The following is a 16,087-nucleotide window of genomic DNA, read 5'->3' on the forward strand; positions in this document are numbered from 1 at the left end:
TGCCACATCTGGGTGTTCATCCCCCAGCAGGCGTTTTGTCATCGCCAAAGCTTCGATGTACAAAGGTTCGGCATCGCTGTACCTTCCCTGTGAATTGTAGAGGAATGCCAAATTGTTCAGGCTAGTTGCCACATCTGGGTGTTCATCCCCAAAACGTTTTCTAGCAGATGATAAACATTGTTCACGCCACGGTAAAGCTTGCGCGTAGGCTCCTTGACCTTGGTAAAATCTAGCCAAGCCTGAAAAAGGCGAGATTAAATCATCATTGCTTAACCAAGCTTGGTAAACTGTGGCAGTTTCCGCAAGGTGAGGGATGGCAAGAGTTGCTTGAGCAATTTCTATCAATATGGGTGTCTGAGGAATATTTAGCGCTATGACTACCATTACTTGACAAAAGCCGCGCTTGAGTTCATCAGCTTCAGCCAAATCTTCTAACTTCTGCCGCAATAATTCCTGAATGCGTTCGTGGACTTGGTAGGTGTCCTCTGCCAATTCTTGCAACAAATAACGCTCAACTAAAACAGTGCAGTTAGCTTTGAAGTCAAATTCCCAATGGCTATAACTTGCTGCTGATTCTACCAAAGACCAAGGGATAGGAGCCAAAGCAAACAAACTCAACAGACAAGCCAACTTTTGCGCCTCTGGTTCTAAGCACTCCCAATTCAACTCAAAAGCTGCTGCTACACCAGACTCGCCATCTGTTGCTTGCTTTTGTAGCCGTGCGAGGATGTCTGCTAGCATAATACTCTCCCTGGCTTACGGCAGATAGCCGCTATTTGGTAAATTCCAATGGCGATATAACCGACATGTTCGCAAAGTTTTTTTGCTGTCTCTGTGTCCTGTTGAACATATTCATCCCCCAATAGCTTTGCTAATAATTCTAAGGCTGCATCTGGTGACAACTCACCTAACGGTAGTGGAGTATATGCTAACCCTGTATTTAGACGAGTCGTAATTAACACCTTAAACCGAGAACCTTTAGGTGGTAGATAGGGTTTAATTTGCATCCAGTCTTTGACATCATCAAATATTAATAAAACTTTGCCAGCTTGCCAGTTCCGCCAGCAATAAGCAACTTGACCTGCTAGGCTTAATCCATCCGGTGGATTAAAGTTAGGTAAATTCACAACTCCAAACTCTACTAACTGGGTTCCCAAATCAATACCTTGGGGATTTAACCAACAACACCCGCCAGAATAATCTTCTAAATATTGCCATGAGTATTGAATAGCTAACTCTGTTTTACCCACCCCACCTTGCCCAGTCACATCGGTAATAGCCACCACATCATTTGCTTGCAATAGCTGACGCAATTGTTCTATTTGCTCATCCCTCCCAACAAACTTACGAGCTTGACTCTGTAGGATATTATGCGGAATATCAAACGGGTTGAAATAAAATTTTTCAATATCTTCATCCCAACTACGGGAATAAAGATAAGTCGGCAGTTGTTTTTTATCTAAACCGTTAAATCGCTGCTTAACTGCCTCAGTAACTTCCCTCATATCCGGCGGAAAAGTTCCATTAGCTGATGTTAAAGCCTCCCGCACAGTTTGAGAAAAGTATCCTGTTTTATTTTCAGAATTTACCTTAGCTTGCTGTCCTTCCCGCGTAGCCAGTAACACAAATTGTTGAGTATCTATCGTTGGCTCACCACTCAAAAAAACTTTGCCACCTAAGTTAGTTGGTCTTCCATCCAACTCTAAAACATAATTGGCACAGGCATCAATAATACAAATATGATTACGAATCTTAAATTTATCGGAACCCAACAAAATTAATAAAGAATTCAAATCTAAATTCTGCCAATTCTGTTTATTTGCATCAGCACAAATCAACCGACGCTCTCGTTCTGAGGTAATCAAACCATGTCCCGCCCAAAAAATGTAGAGTAAATCCCCCGACTGTGGGGATAAGAAGTTAGTCACAATGTCGGAGATATTTTGCTCTGTTGCTAACTCTACAGTTAACCCACATTCCTCAATTAACTGATGATTTTCTTCCAGTGCTGATAAACATAACCGGATATTCTCCCTCGGCACACCGCGCCGATGCAGCCAATCAGCAAATTTCAGCGCGTCATCGGCTGGCCCGCCACCAGTCACATTCCATTCAGATTCGTGGTACTTTTCAATACCCACAATTAACCCAAAAGTCCGCTCAGGTTTAGCCGTCAACTGCATGATGATTTAGTTTCTCACCTCCTATGGAAAATGACCTAACCCCCTAATCCCCTAACCTCCTTCCCTAGCAGGGAATCTATGGTGTACACACTTGAATTACCCCCCTTAATCCCCCCTTAGAAAGGGGGGAAACAATAAATCTAGTTCCCTCCCCTTTACAAGGGGAGGGTTAGGGTGGGGTAAACCATTATGGCAACCTCGAAATAATCGCCTCCCAGGTTTTGGCATTTGTCCAATAAGCACCGTGGGAACGGGGAAATGGTTGTCTGCTATCCACTCGCACATCCTGCACTCTATCAGGGAAAATTCTATTACCCACGTAACTGAGAAAATCCCGTAAATCGTAGATATTCAACCATTCCGGGAAATGCTCTGGCAATAACTGCCCATATTCTAAGCTGTAGAGAGCGTTAATCTCATATAAAAATGGTGCTTGGGAACCAACTGTTACCAATAATTCCACCTGAGACAACTGTTGCTGCACTAGCAAATCTACACAAGCAATACCTCCCAAGCTATGGGCGAGTAAAACCACTGGCGGTTCTGCTTGTTCAATTTGTTGCTGGATAAACGCCCTGATTTTTTCACCCCGCGTCTGATACAACAAAATATCACCAGGCATAGGCAAAATTTTATCAGTTAACTCAAAGCGGTTTCCTCTGACATAATTCGTTCCGATTGGCAACGCTAGTCCAACAATGGCTTTAATAACCGAGTCACGCAATCCTAACTCCGCCTCTGTCAAAGCCAGAGTCAGCAATTCCACAACTTTATCCCGCAATTGGGCATCGATGAGTATCGGGGGAAATTTTTCTTGCTGTTCGCTAATAAACATTGCTTGAGCGACAAATGCCCTAGCTATTGGTGCATAATATTCACTCAAATCAGATTCGGAAACTGTGAGCAATGCCCGTTTATACGGTTCACTGTGGATAACCGCCTCTCGTGCTGGCTCAAATATCTCTGCAATTCCCGCCTCTTGCAACTTAGCTTCCAGTTGAGATGTCGGTGTGAGACTCTCTACACGAGATTGTAAAATATCCCTTGGTTTTTTCCCAAAAGCATTTCCTGACTTAATAGGTTTCAAAGACAACAGCCGCAATTCATAAAGAGGGTCGCGGTATAATTGCCCCCACAGGATAATATCTGCGTCTTCTTCTGGCTGAGATAAAGCCAGTGTCGCATCCTCCAAGGGTACTGATGCCCGATTATCATTGAACTTTGCACCTAATGTACCCCAAAGGCAGGGAGCAACTTTGATGTCAGGACGTTCGGCGTGAATCTTTTGCTCAATTATCTCAAAGGTATCGTTGTATTCTCGTTCTCTAATGCCAGTGCCATGTACAAATATTACGGTGGTCATTGTTGTAAGGTGGCAAGCTATGCCTACGCAAAGCTTCTCCTCTGTATTATTCATGACCATGTTATCTGATACAAGATAACTTCCCGTAACAATTGAAGAAAAAGACAAGGGGACAAGGTAATAAATCATAGGGTGAGCATTGCAATGCCCACCCTACTTACTGGAGTCTATTCAGATAATAATCCACTGTGTGGCTATTGAAAATTGCTCTAAGTTACCCTTAAACCTTAGACGTGAGAAATCTTAATATTTCCGCATGTGCCAACACAGCATCAGGTTCGTGCTGGAGAGCGTTGTAATACTTTCTCTCGAAGGTATTGCCCGTTTCTAACGGTACAATCAGCGTGCGGACATCAGCAATCAACTTTTCAAAATCATCCATCGCTATCGGTTCATCTGCTTCGAGCATTTCATCAACTTGCACAACCACCTCAGAAATGCGATGTAGCCAAGCAAATTGTTCATGAGCGATAACTAGCTGAAGTAGTTCTCCGCTTGATACTCGTCCACTAACCTGTTCGTAGGCAATGCGTTCTGTCTCCAGCAACGTCTTGTGAAGGTGGAGTAATTTGTTTCGTAAATCACGTAAATATTGATGTTGACGTATTCTTTGTGAAAGTGTGTTAGAAGTCAATGTTACCCATCCTCTGATTACAATAGTCTTCAAATGGCTTAAATAATTTCTGCGTCAATATTTTTATCACGAATAGACTGTAGCGAACAACTGGTTTGTTGAGTGATACACTAGCGATGAGTAGCATATCCAATAATGGCATAAAGGCTCACCAGGAGGATTGCCGCTCTGATCAGAACTTCTCACTTCCCTTATCTTGACTGATGCTCCACATAGCAAGCTCCCCATAGGGGTACGGAAGCGGCACTCAAAATACATCGCTATTTCATCACTCTCTTGTGCAAACAGCACCATTAGCCATCTGCTCAACCTCAGTTCATGTATTCGGTTTCTTTGTTAAGACGCATGACAATCAACATATCTTTTTATAGCCGTTATATCTTATATTTGATTAATCATATATTAGCATAAACTTATAAGAAGTACATAGTCATAGAATCTATCGAGAAAATGTCAATTATGGGAAAACCGTCTTAATGTCGCTAGCATATGTAATTCTAGGTCTTCTTCAGCAGCAAGAAATGACGGGCTACGACCTGAAAACGAGCTGCTTTGATCAATGCATTGCCCATTTGTGGCCAGCAGACCAGGCACAAATTTACAGAACTCTCGATAAGCTAGTTGAGCAAGGCTGGATTACCTGTAAGATTGAGATTCAGTACGATCGCCCCAACCGCAAAGTTTACAGTGTGACGGAGCCAGGGAAAGCCGAATTCGCCCGATGGCTTGGGACTCATCAGCTCTTACCGACTATCCGAGAACCAATGCTAGTCCAGTTGCATTTTGCAGATCAGTTGTCAAATGAAACCATTATTCACCTACTGGAGCAACAAGTGGCGGATCGAAGCAAAAAGCTTGCTGAATGTGAAACGCTCGATTTACCATCACTCAGTGATCAGTCTGCCAACCGTGAGCAAGTAATGCAAAGGCTCGTGCTGGATTTGGTGATCCGAAGAGAACAGACTTATATTGATTGGTTGAAGATAGCGATCAGTGTTATCAATCACCAAAAGCCATATGCATCACATTACCAGATTCTATAAATCAAGACAATGGTAACAATAGCAGTTAATCCTTATCTTGATCGCAATTTTGCTCCAATCCGTGAAGAAATCACCACCAACAAATTGCCAGTCATCGGTTAATTACCCCTTGACTTATCGGGGATGTTTGTGCGGAATGGCCCTAACCCTCAATGGACACCCATCGGTCAATATCACTGGTTTGATGGAGATGGGATGTTGCATGGTGTGCGAATTAGCAACGGCGTAGCGACTTATCGTAACCGCTACGTGCAGACAGGCGGATGGAAAAAATAACGACAAGCGGGTAAGGCTCTCTGGAGTGGGTTGTTACCACCGCAAATAATCGTAGCGTTTCTTAAATGCAGAGGGATGCATTGGCATTGCAGAGGGACGCATTGGCATTGTAGAGGGACGCATTGGCATTGCAGAGGGACGCATTGGCATTGTAGAGGGACGCATTGGCATTGTAGAGGGACGCATTGGCATTGCAGAGGGATGCATTGGCATTGCAGAGGGACGCATTGGCATTGCAGAGGGACGCATTGGCATTGCAGAGGGATGCATTGGCATTGCAGAGGGATGCATTGGCATTGCCAAATTTAATTCGCTACTAATTAATGAAATGCTGTACTCGGCTGCACGGTTTAAAACAAGGGGCAAAATCCCCTTGTTTTCTCTTAAGCTTTTGTTTGTGTAGCCACGAATTCCATTCGCTATTCCCCACTCATATTATTTTTCTCTATACCCCCCAGCGTAGTCAATTACGCAGATTGTTCTATATGATTTGTGAGTTCCATAAGCAACGCCAGACACTTTAAAAGCGCCATTAAAAATGTTTGTTCTATGACCGCGATCGCTCACACCATCATCAATAATTAACTGCATGACGATATCTTGAGCAGTGTTTGGCCCATAACTGATATTTTCGCCTGCGGTTGTTTGCCATCTACCATAGCGGTTGATGCGATTAAAGGGGTTGCTACCATCGCTACCATCATGACCTGTAGCACCTTTTGGGCCTTGGTCTTTAGCGTGGTCTTTTGCTCCTAAAGACATACCTTTAGATGCAGTCAACGCTCCCACAGGACGGGCTGATTTCAGAAATGCGATCGCCTCATCTACTGCTTTGACTCCTTCTTGAGTTCGCAAATAGGAATTCTTAGATATTTTGACTTTGTTACCCTCAAAGCGCTTTCTATATTTTTCCAAAATCGGGAGATATGACTTAGGATTTGTTCGTACCTTATTTGTTTCAACAATTACCTGTTGTTCCAGTGGTGAAAGATAACTCGCCTTTGCTAATAAAGTCGGACTGTTTTGTTTAACTACTGCTGGGTTAGAGTTTGTCACAGATGGGTTAGATTGCAACATTTGATTTGAGCAGCCGAATATCAAGGTAAATGGCAAAAATACCCAAAATTTCAGGCGACGCATTCATTACCTCACAATTTTTCTAGGGATTAATTTAGTGAATTAGCAGAAAATTTGAATTTTCAACGCAAAGAGTTGTCTGTAGACGCTTTTGCCGTTGGGAACTTTGGAAGCAGCTTGTTCTCAGACATCAGAACTTTGGTAAATTCGCTCATGAAAGCCCAGATTAACGGACTATATAGATATTGATAAAGCTGCGATCGCCTTTGTTCCTAAAATATTACAAAAATATTACTTAATACCTGTAGTAACTTTGCTAACGCTAAAACGTAAATAACAACAAAAATCTTTTCATTTTCTTCCACCTGCTTGCAAATTTACACCTTGAGAAACCAACGTTGTCGATACATCAGAACACCAACAACCCACCACAACAACACGGTGACTATGGCAAACAACAGGGAACCATTCAAAACTCCCGCCCAAGATGCGAAATAATTCTGGTAAATCCAATTATAGGTACTAGGAGCGTCTTTGCCTGTGCCGATAGTGGTTTTCACTAAGATTTTAATCAACAAAACGGATGGAACGAAAAGAGCGATCGCATTTAAGCCCATAATTTCAAAAGGTTTACTCCAGCGACGATTCAGCCGGACTTCGATGAGTTCATAACAAGCTGCTAGCAAAAGTAACGCCCAACCACTGGTAAAAACTACATAGGAACTTGTCCACAGCTTTTTGTTGATGGGGAATGTCCACCCCCACGCCCAACCGATAATTAAACAACCAACTCCAAATAATCCTAACCCTATACTTGTGCGTGACTGTACAGGTTGGCTGCGTATCCATTGACCAGTGAAGTAGCCAGCGAGGACGCTTACTATCGCAGGAATAGTACTGAACAGTCCTTCTGGATCTCCCATAAAGTTGAAACCATCACCCTTGTATAAATGTGCTTTGGGAATAATTAGGCGGTCAATATAAGCGCCGAAATTACCTTCCCGTGTCAGAATTCCCGCGCCATATTCTGGTACTGGTAGATACATCATCGTTAGCCAGTAGCCAATGAGTAGCACTGCTGCTAGTATCCATTGACCTTTGCGTGGAAGGCTGAGAACTATCAAGGAAGCCAGCAGATAGGTAATGCTGATGCGCTGCAAGATCCCCATAATGCGGATGCTATTCAAATCAAAAGTCCAAACACCCTGATTCCAAAAGCCATTGAGTAGCAATCCCAAGGCAAAGAGAATGGCAGCGCGGCGTAAGATGCGCCTGTAAATAGTTGAGGTAGGTTTATTATCTTCAGTGTACTTTGACAGCGAAAAAGTCATCGCTACACCGACAATGAAGAGAAAGAAGGGGAATACCAAGTCAGTTGGTGTGCAACCGTGCCAATCGGCGTGGGCTAAGGGAGGATATACATCATCAGCGACTCCCGCCATATTGACGAGAATCATCCCAGCGATCGTAATGCCGCGAAAAACATCTAGTGAAGTCAGGCGCATAAGCGGAATTTTATGTTAGATGAGTATCTAAGCTACTCCGCTTGATGCACGTAATCAAGCAAAATTTATAGACTTGGATACAAGGTAAAATTTTATTAAGTAATTACTATCACTCGCTATGCCAATCAAAGTTGGAGATACCGCTCCTAATTTCACTTTACCTGCCCAAAATGGCTCAACAATTAGCCTCCAAGATTTTCGTGGCAAAAAAGCTGTTGTCCTATATTTTTACCCCAAGGACGACACACCCGGATGTACATCTGAATCCTGCGCCTTTCGTGATCAGTATGAAGTGTTTAAAGCCACTGGCGCTGAAGTTCTCGGCGTGAGTGCTGACTCTAGCGAATCTCATCAGCGATTTGCTGCAAAGTACAATCTACCTTTTACCCTGTTAACTGACAAAGGCGACCAAGTGCGGAAGCTATATGGCGCAACAGCGGCTTTTGGCTTATTCCCTGGTCGCGTTACTTACGTCATTGACGAACAAGGAATTGTGCAATACGTGTTTGACTCAATGTTTAACTTTAAAGGACATGTTGAGGAAGCACTGAAAACTTTGCAACAGCTTGCGGCTAAGTAGAGACGCGATTAATCGCGTCTGTACAGGAGTTAGGAATAGAGACGCGATTAATCGCGTCTGTACAGGAGTTAGGAATAGAGACGCGATTTAATCGCGTCTGTACAGGAGTTAGGAGTTATTTCTACCCTATCTCCCCACTCCCTACTCCCTACTCCCTATTTATTCGAGTGCGACTTTTCCGGCATAACAATATTAGTGTGGCTTGACTTGCCATTCTTGCCGTTAGTATGACCGTTACTATTGCGGGGATGAATCACACCATAACCGCCGTGGTTACGTTCGTAAATTACATTAATCTCTCCAGTTTCAGAATTGTGGAACATATAAAAGTCGTGTCCTACCAGTTGCAGTTGTTCTAAAGCTTCTGCAAGGGTCATCGGCGGCATGGAAAAATATTTTGTACGGACAACTTCGTTGGGTAGTTCGGGGGTGCGATCGCCTATTAAATCTGTGACTAACGACTCTGCAACAACTACTTCTGTTGGTTGGGCTTGAGTTTTCTGGTCTTGACGCCGTTCTTTGTATTTCCGCAGTTGACGAGCAATTTTATCTGCAACTAAGTCAATGCTGGCATATAGGCTTTCGCTGCTTTCCTCCGCACGGATAACGTTACCATTAGCATAAATAGTTACTTCAGCCGCTTGTCTAGGACTAATTCGGGGATTACGGGCTACGCTAAGATGCACATCCACTTCATTTGTAATGCTCTGAAAGTGACTAACTGCTTTTTCAATTTTTTGATGTACATATTCACGAATTGCATCGGTGATTTCAATATTTTTGCCGTGGATGACAAGCTTCATGTAAACTCTCCCGGTGAATATTTGGATGTGTGAATTTGCTTTGTATGAAAAGAAGTTGCGGTAAGGTCTATTACTACCGCCAAAACAAATTGTGAACTCTTTGTATGTACTGCTGGTAAGCTGTCTCTAAGCTTCCTGCATCTGAGTTGTTGTCAAGTATACCTTGATTTTCCTCCTCATCTCTGCGTTGATATCCAAATTGGATTTCCACATAGAACTCTTTTGTGAGGAAATTTGAGTCGTAGCTCCCGTGACTACCTTCTCTTTTCAAGGAACGCTCACAGAAATGTTGATAGTTGCTCCTTCTATGTTCGATTGAGGTTTGCTCACTGTTGAGCAAGAACACAAGTTTTTGTGGAAGTTTGATTCTGTTTTAAATGCAAACAATATAATTAGAGTCATCAGCCAGTACATTCGTTCTTGTTGTCTTGGCGTGATGCTTATTACAGAGAATTCCTCCTAAAAACCTATTGAGGTTAATATTCAAGCTAGCACTTCGTATTTTCTAATGCAGCTTCCCTTGACTTTCCTTTAAAATCCTTTGCAAAGCTTGACAATTGTTGACTCAAATCTTCTAACTTGAAATATATTTTGTTCCTAATTCCAGTTGATTTTTGGCATGATCCATAGTATAAAACCACACCAAAACCTTTGTTTGCTGTATAACCAAGGATTAATGCCTTACTTGGATGCTCATGGATGGCAGCGATCGCTCCTGACTGAGCGGATCCATGACCCCAGTCTAGATGACGTGTTAATTTTGCTAGAACATCCACCTGTCTATACTCTAGGACAAGGAGCCAACTCAGATTTTCTCAAATTTGATATTGACAAAGGTGAATATAATGTGCATCGAGTTGAACGCGGCGGTGAGGTTACTTACCATTGTCCCGGTCAACTGGTAGGGTATCCAATTTTAAATCTGCAACGTTATCGTAAAGACCTTCATTGGTACTTACGGCAACTCGAAGAAGTCATAATTCGCCTATTAGCAGTTTATGGATTGCAGGGAGAAAGAATTCCGGCTTTTACTGGGGTTTGGTTACAAGGGCGAAAAGTTGCGGCTATTGGGATTAAAGTTAGCCGTTGGATTACCATGCACGGCTTTGCATTAAATGTTTGTCCTGATATGACAGGCTTTGAGCGCATTGTACCCTGCGGTATTTCTGATAAACCTGTAGGCTGTTTAGCTGAATGGATTCCAGGAATCACTTGCCAAGAAGTGCGTTTTTATCTAGCCCAGTCCTTTGGCGAAGTGTTTGACGTGGAATTAGTCGAGTCGCAGCCTCAAGAATTTTTCCGGTTTGAGTAAATTCAGCTTGTAATTATGTAATAAATACTATAGCAGTCCTATTTAAATTGTGAGACACTCATCAGAGTAGTCCATATTTAATAGTATCAAAATAACTATTTAACTACGGTTATCAAAGCTATAATCTGATTATTTCCAAATTTTTATACTAACTTTTTACGGCTCTCAAGCACAACTTTGCGCGTGAATTACTCAAATAATCTCCAGGTATATGCCCCATCGTTAACGTTTCTGAGAGAAGGTGATTGGATAGCTTTGATAGAACTATTTGATAGAGACGACGGTGATGAAATTGAAGCCGATATCAACAGTAGTTTGTTTTGGCTGATACCTGAACCTTGTTGGGAAGATGATCCCTTTGATTTCTTGCGCGAGTACCTTTAAAGAGTTATGAAAAAACCTTTAATTGACAACTCACAACTCCTAATTCCTGTAGAGACGCGATTAATCGCGTCTCTACTCCTAACTATCTAACGTTGAGGCGACTGAGGAAAATACGTAGGCGATCGCTCTGCGGATTAGTCAGCACTTCATAAGCTGGGCCTTGTTCTGTCACAATACCTTTGTCTAAAAATATCACCTGATGGGCTACTTCCCGCGCAAATTGCATTTCATGGGTGACAACCACCATTGTCATGCCTTCTGCTGCCAATTGCTGCATCACTTGCAGAACTTCGCCGACGAGTTCGGGATCTAGGGCGCTGGTGGGTTCGTCAAATAGCATGATTTGAGGATTTATACATAAGCTACGAGCGATCGCTACTCGTTGCTTTTGTCCGCCAGAAAGTTGTTCGGGATAAGCAGAGGCTTTGTCAGATAAGCCAACTTTATCTAAGTATAATCTCGCTAGTTGGGCGCTTTCCTTCGGTGTTTTTCCCAAGACTTTCCGAGGGGCGAGTGTCATATTTTCTAGGACGCTGAGATGAGGAAACAGGTTGAACTGTTGGAAAACCATACCTACTTGTGTTCGTAGTTGCCGCAGTTGGCTATAGTTGACAGTGGGTCGGGATAAGTTGATACCGCTGATTATTAAACGCCCGTTGTCAATGGTTTCTAGACGGTTGAAGCAGCGTAGTAGGGTACTTTTACCACAGCCGGAGGAACCGATAACTGCAACAACTTCTCCCCGGTTGATTTCGCCTGTGATTCCTTTGAGGACTTTTAGGGAACCAAAGTTTTTTTCGATGTTGTCAAAAATAATGGCGGGGATGGTATTGTTCATTACTTATGTCAAGCTGTTCTACAGTTGATTGTAAGGTTTTTCATGTAGACGTGCAGCAGTCCTAAAAAACGCCTCAGAATGCATTTCTTGGCGGGAGATTGGACTGTTGCAAGATTATTACTTGAACGAACCGCAGAGGCGCAGAGAGCGCAGAGGGGGAGAGAATATAATATGGCTAAATTTAGTTTTATCTGTTGGCTGCGCTGGTGTGTGGTTGTAGGTTTTAGCTGTTTGTTACTGGCTGGCTGTGGTGTGAATCCTAGTGCTGGGAAAACTCTACGGGTTGCTACTGAACCAGCGTTTCCACCTTTTGAGTTTCAAGGACAAGGTGGTAAGTTACAGGGTTTTTCCATTGATTTGATGAATGCGATTGCTTCCTCTGCTAACTTTAAGGTGGAATTTCAAAGTCTGCCTTTTGATGGCATTATCCCAGCTTTGGGAGCCAAAACGGTAGATGCAGCGATTAGTTCGATCACGATCACAGAGGAGAGGGCGAAGACGATTTCTTTTTCCCGCCCTTATTTTAAAGCTGGGTTAGCGATCGCAATCCGTGTAGATAATCAAAATATTACTGGCTTTGACAGTCTCAAAAATAAAAAAATTGCGGTACAAGTTGGTACAACTGGGGCTGCAAAGGCTAAGAGTATTTCTGGAGTGCAAATTCGCAGTTTTGATTCAGCACCTTTAGCCCTGCAAGAATTGCTCAATGGTAATGTGGATGCGGTAATTAATGATGCACCAGTGACTTTGTATGCTATTAATACGGGTAATCTCAAGGGAATTAAAATAGTACAGCAATTGCTGACGGAGGAATTTTACGGGATTGCTACAGCTAAAAATTCGCCGAATTTGGCATTAATAAACAACGGTTTGGATAGGGTGCTGAAAAATGGCACTTATTCCCAAATTTATCAAAAATGGTTTAAAGCCGAGCCGCCATCATTACCAGTTAAATCACCATTTGAGAACCAGAGTAGCGCTGGCGCACCTAAAATATTTACCTCAATTGGTGTGATTTTACAGGCTTTTCCGACTTTATTACAGGGAGCTTTGGTAACGTTGCAATTGACGATACTTTCTGTAGTGTTTGGTTTAATTGGGGGTTCCCTGATTGGTATTGTCCGCCTTTCTCATGTTGCACCTTTGCGTTGGGTGGCGAGGGCGTATGTGGATTTTTTCCGGGGAACGCCTTTGTTAGTGCAAATTTTTATGATTTACTTCGGTTTACCAGCAATTTTACAAGAACTTGGTTTGACATTTACTTTTGATCGTTTGGTAGCTGGGGTAATTGCTTTAAGTTTGAATAGTGCTGCATACATTGCCGAAGTTGTCCGTGCTGGGATTCAATCAATTGAAACAGGACAAGCAGAAGCAGCACAGTCATTAGGTTTGAGTTCTGTACAAACAATGAGTTATGTGATTTTTCCCCAAGCTTTCCGGCGGATGATCCCACCGTTAGGTAATGAGTTTATCAGTTTGTTGAAAGATACAAGCTTAGTTGCAGTGATTGGTTTTGAAGAATTGTTTCGCAAAGGACAGCTAATTGTCGCCGATAATTATCGCGCTTTTGAAATTTACGCGGCTGTAGCTTTGGTGTATCTATGCTTGACGTTACTTTCTTCACAGGCATTTAGTCGCCTAGAAGTGTGGATGAATCCGGTTAAGCGGCGGAGGAAGTACGATACTTAATAATTTTTAAGTGATTCTTAATACTTAAGTTTGCTGTGGCAAAAAGGTAATACCTAACCTTGTTCAAAAATTAAACCGGATTCCTATAGAAGGAATTAGTATAAATAGTCCCTTTCAAGTTGTAGACAATTTCCAATCTGCCACAGCAGGAATTGATATATAAATAAATGTCTTTTCAGCCAAAAGTTAAATAATTATAACTATTAATAGTATTTATACAAATATGTATCTATACCAAGAACAAATATCCTATTGTTTAGCATTATTTTCTGGGTATTATAATATTGGCATAAATATCTCTGTTTTAAAAAAAATACTTAAATCCAGTTATTTCGTGAGTAACAATTATATTGATTGAATATTAATACACCGAGGGCTAATAAAGATAAACTAGATAAAATAGAAATTAAAAATTAGTAATCATAACATTATAAGTATTGACGAAATGAATTGTTGATAACGGTCATAACAACTTAAACACTTTTTTATCATCAACTTTAAGCAGAATACATGAATGCGGATAATTGGATCTATCAACTACAAAAGGTACTACCCATGAGTTCCCGCGCACTGCTGTTAGTAAATCGTCATGCCCGCCAAGGGCAAAAGGGTCTGTTGGAAGCAATTCAATATCTGAAGACACTCGGCTTTGATTTAATTGAGGAGTTTACAGAAGACCCCAAACATCTTGCTGAAGTTATATTTCGCTATCAGTATCAAGTTGACTTGGTAATCATTGGTGGAGGAGATGGGACTCTCAATGCCGCAGTAGATGCTTTAGTTGATACTCAGTTGCCCTTGGGAATCTTGCCTCTGGGAACTGCCAACGACCTAGCGAAGACTTTGGGAATCCCGAATTCCCTCAGCAAAGCTTGCAAAATTATTGCCTATGGAAATTTTCGCCGCATCGACTTGGGTTGGGTGAACGGCAAGCACTTTTTTAACGTTGCCAGTATGGGATTGAGTGTAAAAATTACCCAGCGACTTACCAAAGAAGTCAAACGCCGTTGGGGAATATTTGCTTATGCTGCCACTGCATTGCAAGTGATTTGGGAAGCTAGACCTTTTACTGCGGAGATTGTGATCAATGGTGAATTAGTTCGTGTGAAAACAGTGCAAATTGCTGTGGGTAACGGTCGCTATTACGGGGGTGGCATGGCAGTGGCTCACGATGCCACAATAGATGACCAAAGGCTAGATATCTATAGCTTGGAGATAAAACATTGGTTGCATATTATACCAATATTCCCGGCAATGCGAGAAGGGCGACATATACATTGGCAGAGTGTACGCTCTCTTCAAGGTGAAGAAATAGAGGTGCATACTCACAAACCGCGCCCTATCAATACAGATGGTGAAATCACTACCTACACACCTGCTCATTTTCGCGTTATACCTAAAGCTATAGCTGTTTTAGTACCTCCAGAAATCACGAGTTAGGAGTTAGGAGTTATTCTGCCCTATCTACCTCTGCTAAAAATGTGGGAACTCGCATCAACTCACGCCAAATGCATCTGAGATTTTCTCAAGATATAAAGTCCCTGTTAGAACGCCTAGCTGAACAACCGCTGACTCTAGGTGATGTTCTGGCAGAAACCTCAGAACGAGGGTTCAGCCTGGTAATTACATTATTAGTTTTGCCCTTTTTATTTCCTATGCCACCGGGATTAACTGGCCCTTTTGGTGGTGCTTGTTTACTGTTGTCAGTGCAAATGGTTTTAGGGAGGCGATCGCCTTGGCTACCGAAAAGAATCGCTAACTACAAATTTCCTCGTCCCTTTGCCCAGTTACTTTTGCAAAATTTGGGACGTCTTACCAAAGTCTTACAGAAAATCGCCCGTCCTCGATTGGCAAAAATAGCCCATAATCCTTTTATTTGGCGAATTAATGGGTTTTGTATCTCTTTGTTAACAGTATTACTAATATTACCAATTCCGTTTACAAATCCCATCCCCACTGTCGGTATTTTACTTTTGACTGTTGCCACCATCGAATCTGACGGTTTATTAATTTGCATCAGCTACGGCATTACTGTCCTAATTACCTTGCTGTTTGGATTTCTTGGTTATGCAGTATGGTTAGCTCCCAGTTTACTGCCATCTATATTTAAATAATAAAAGCCTTCAACTAAAAGCTGAGGGCTGTAATTTATTAGGGTGCATCTACCATTTATTAATCCGCTTTATTGATTGATATATCCGGGAATATTTAAATTCTGTACAAATTTATTTTCTTCAGATATTAAATAAAAAATATCAGCCATAAAAAAGCCTTCAACCAAAAAGCTGAGGGCTGTAATTTTTAAGGTGCATCTACCATTTATTAATCCGCTTTATTGATTGATATATCCGGGAATATTTAAATTCTGTACAAATTTATTTTCTTCAGATATTAAATAAA

At 42.0% G+C, this 16,087-nt stretch carries 16 protein-coding genes and 1 pseudogene; 8 read left to right on the top strand and 9 right to left on the bottom strand.

Annotated features, from left to right (window positions below; genetic code table 11):
* From V7K46_RS21530 to V7K46_RS21545, 4 genes are all read right to left on the bottom strand, one after another.
* Positions 1-741, bottom strand: a 741-nt coding sequence (locus V7K46_RS21530) for a tetratricopeptide repeat protein (RefSeq protein WP_335116648.1), incomplete at its 3' end; no start/stop codon positions are given.
* Positions 735-2,183 (bottom strand): NB-ARC domain-containing protein,Caspase domain-containing protein, encoded by a 1,449-nt coding sequence (locus tag V7K46_RS21535; protein ID WP_335116650.1) that lies wholly within the window; start codon positions 2,181-2,183, stop codon positions 735-737. The genes V7K46_RS21530 and V7K46_RS21535, both read right to left, overlap by 7 nt.
* Positions 2,184-2,370: 187 nt before the next feature.
* A complete protein-coding gene (locus tag V7K46_RS21540) occupies positions 2,371-3,600 on the bottom strand; it encodes a hypothetical protein (RefSeq protein ID WP_335116652.1) in 1,230 nt (409 codons plus the stop codon).
* A gap of 166 nt (positions 3,601-3,766) precedes the next feature.
* Positions 3,767-4,180, bottom strand: coding sequence for a hypothetical protein (locus tag V7K46_RS21545; RefSeq protein ID WP_335116654.1), 414 nt, complete (start codon positions 4,178-4,180; stop codon positions 3,767-3,769).
* 476 nt (positions 4,181-4,656) lie between these two features.
* On the opposite strand from V7K46_RS21545, the gene V7K46_RS21550 reads away from it, so the two are divergent.
* Together V7K46_RS21550 and V7K46_RS21555 are read left to right on the top strand one after the other, a co-directional pair.
* On the top strand, positions 4,657-5,223 hold the full coding sequence (locus V7K46_RS21550; protein WP_335116656.1) for a PadR family transcriptional regulator: 567 nt from the start codon (positions 4,657-4,659) through the stop codon (positions 5,221-5,223).
* A gap of 9 nt (positions 5,224-5,232) precedes the next feature.
* Positions 5,233-5,496 (top strand): annotated as a pseudogene (locus V7K46_RS21555) (carotenoid oxygenase family protein); the annotation flags it as partial.
* Between the two features lie 36 nt (positions 5,497-5,532).
* On the opposite strand, the gene V7K46_RS21560 reads toward V7K46_RS21555, so the two are convergent.
* The 3 genes from V7K46_RS21560 to V7K46_RS21570 all read right to left on the bottom strand — a co-directional run bounded on the left by V7K46_RS21560 (position 5,533) and on the right by V7K46_RS21570 (position 8,081).
* Complete coding sequence (locus V7K46_RS21560; RefSeq protein ID WP_335116658.1) at positions 5,533-5,865, bottom strand: hypothetical protein; 333 nt, start codon at positions 5,863-5,865, stop codon at positions 5,533-5,535.
* Positions 5,866-5,934: 69 nt separating this feature from the next.
* Positions 5,935-6,639, bottom strand: a complete 705-nt coding sequence (locus tag V7K46_RS21565) for a CAP domain-containing protein (protein WP_335116660.1) — start codon at positions 6,637-6,639, stop codon at positions 5,935-5,937.
* A 314-nt stretch (positions 6,640-6,953) separates the two neighbouring features.
* The gene (locus V7K46_RS21570; RefSeq protein ID WP_335116662.1) at positions 6,954-8,081 is read right to left on the bottom strand and encodes an acyltransferase family protein; all 1,128 of its coding nucleotides are present in this window, start codon (positions 8,079-8,081) and stop codon (positions 6,954-6,956) included.
* A gap of 118 nt (positions 8,082-8,199) precedes the next feature.
* Between V7K46_RS21570 and V7K46_RS21575 the strand changes: the two genes are divergently transcribed.
* A complete protein-coding gene (locus V7K46_RS21575; protein WP_335116664.1) occupies positions 8,200-8,661 on the top strand; it encodes a peroxiredoxin in 462 nt (153 codons plus the stop codon).
* Between the two features lie 155 nt (positions 8,662-8,816).
* On the opposite strand, the gene hpf is transcribed toward V7K46_RS21575, so the two are convergent.
* Positions 8,817-9,464 (bottom strand): ribosome hibernation-promoting factor, HPF/YfiA family, encoded by a 648-nt coding sequence (gene hpf, locus V7K46_RS21580; protein WP_335116666.1) that lies wholly within the window; start codon positions 9,462-9,464, stop codon positions 8,817-8,819.
* Between the two features lie 619 nt (positions 9,465-10,083).
* On the opposite strand from hpf, the gene lipB reads away from it, so the two are divergent.
* Positions 10,084-10,776, top strand: a complete 693-nt coding sequence (gene lipB / locus V7K46_RS21585; protein ID WP_335116668.1) for a lipoyl(octanoyl) transferase LipB — start codon at positions 10,084-10,086, stop codon at positions 10,774-10,776.
* A 183-nt stretch (positions 10,777-10,959) separates the two neighbouring features.
* On the top strand, positions 10,960-11,160 hold the full coding sequence (locus tag V7K46_RS21590; RefSeq protein WP_273763239.1) for a hypothetical protein: 201 nt from the start codon (positions 10,960-10,962) through the stop codon (positions 11,158-11,160).
* A gap of 82 nt (positions 11,161-11,242) precedes the next feature.
* Here V7K46_RS21590 and V7K46_RS21595 read toward each other — a convergent pair whose 3' ends face one another.
* Entirely contained in the window at positions 11,243-11,998 is a 756-nt protein-coding gene (locus V7K46_RS21595; RefSeq protein WP_335116670.1) for an amino acid ABC transporter ATP-binding protein, read from the bottom strand.
* A 171-nt stretch (positions 11,999-12,169) separates the two neighbouring features.
* On the opposite strand from V7K46_RS21595, the gene V7K46_RS21600 reads away from it, so the two are divergent.
* The 3 genes from V7K46_RS21600 (at position 12,170) to V7K46_RS21610 (ending at position 15,801) form a co-directional block, all read left to right on the top strand.
* Positions 12,170-13,687, top strand: a complete 1,518-nt coding sequence (locus V7K46_RS21600; protein ID WP_335116672.1) for an ABC transporter permease subunit — start codon at positions 12,170-12,172, stop codon at positions 13,685-13,687.
* 555 nt (positions 13,688-14,242) lie between these two features.
* On the top strand, positions 14,243-15,127 hold the full coding sequence (locus V7K46_RS21605) for a lipid kinase (RefSeq protein ID WP_335116674.1): 885 nt from the start codon (positions 14,243-14,245) through the stop codon (positions 15,125-15,127).
* Positions 15,128-15,195: 68 nt separating this feature from the next.
* Positions 15,196-15,801: an exopolysaccharide biosynthesis protein gene (locus tag V7K46_RS21610; protein ID WP_335116676.1), complete on the top strand. Its 606-nt coding sequence runs from the start codon at positions 15,196-15,198 to the stop codon at positions 15,799-15,801.
* The last annotated feature ends 286 nt before the right edge of the window (positions 15,802-16,087 follow it).

Origin of the sequence: Nostoc sp. (assembly GCF_036917395.1) — a bacterium.
Classification (GTDB): domain Bacteria; phylum Cyanobacteriota; class Cyanobacteriia; order Cyanobacteriales; family Nostocaceae; genus Nostoc.

What these genes read in the sequence shown, in the direction of transcription:
- V7K46_RS21535 (WP_335116650.1), bottom strand. Translation starts at nt 2,183, where the DNA reads ATGCAGTTGACGGCTAAACCTGAGCGGACTTTTGGGTTAATTGTGGGT.
- V7K46_RS21540 (WP_335116652.1), bottom strand. Translation starts at nt 3,600, where the DNA reads ATGAATAATACAGAGGAGAAGCTTTGCGTAGGCATAGCTTGCCACCTT.
- V7K46_RS21550 (WP_335116656.1), top strand. Translation starts at nt 4,657, where the DNA reads ATGTCGCTAGCATATGTAATTCTAGGTCTTCTTCAGCAGCAAGAAATG.
- V7K46_RS21565 (WP_335116660.1), bottom strand. Translation starts at nt 6,639, where the DNA reads ATGCGTCGCCTGAAATTTTGGGTATTTTTGCCATTTACCTTGATATTC.
- V7K46_RS21570 (WP_335116662.1), bottom strand. Translation starts at nt 8,081, where the DNA reads ATGCGCCTGACTTCACTAGATGTTTTTCGCGGCATTACGATCGCTGGG.
- V7K46_RS21575 (WP_335116664.1), top strand. Translation starts at nt 8,200, where the DNA reads ATGCCAATCAAAGTTGGAGATACCGCTCCTAATTTCACTTTACCTGCC.
- hpf (WP_335116666.1), bottom strand. Translation starts at nt 9,464, where the DNA reads ATGAAGCTTGTCATCCACGGCAAAAATATTGAAATCACCGATGCAATT.
- lipB (WP_335116668.1), top strand. Translation starts at nt 10,084, where the DNA reads ATGATCCATAGTATAAAACCACACCAAAACCTTTGTTTGCTGTATAAC.
- V7K46_RS21595 (WP_335116670.1), bottom strand. Translation starts at nt 11,998, where the DNA reads ATGAACAATACCATCCCCGCCATTATTTTTGACAACATCGAAAAAAAC.
- V7K46_RS21600 (WP_335116672.1), top strand. Translation starts at nt 12,170, where the DNA reads ATGGCTAAATTTAGTTTTATCTGTTGGCTGCGCTGGTGTGTGGTTGTA.
- V7K46_RS21605 (WP_335116674.1), top strand. Translation starts at nt 14,243, where the DNA reads ATGAGTTCCCGCGCACTGCTGTTAGTAAATCGTCATGCCCGCCAAGGG.
- V7K46_RS21610 (WP_335116676.1), top strand. Translation starts at nt 15,196, where the DNA reads ATGCATCTGAGATTTTCTCAAGATATAAAGTCCCTGTTAGAACGCCTA.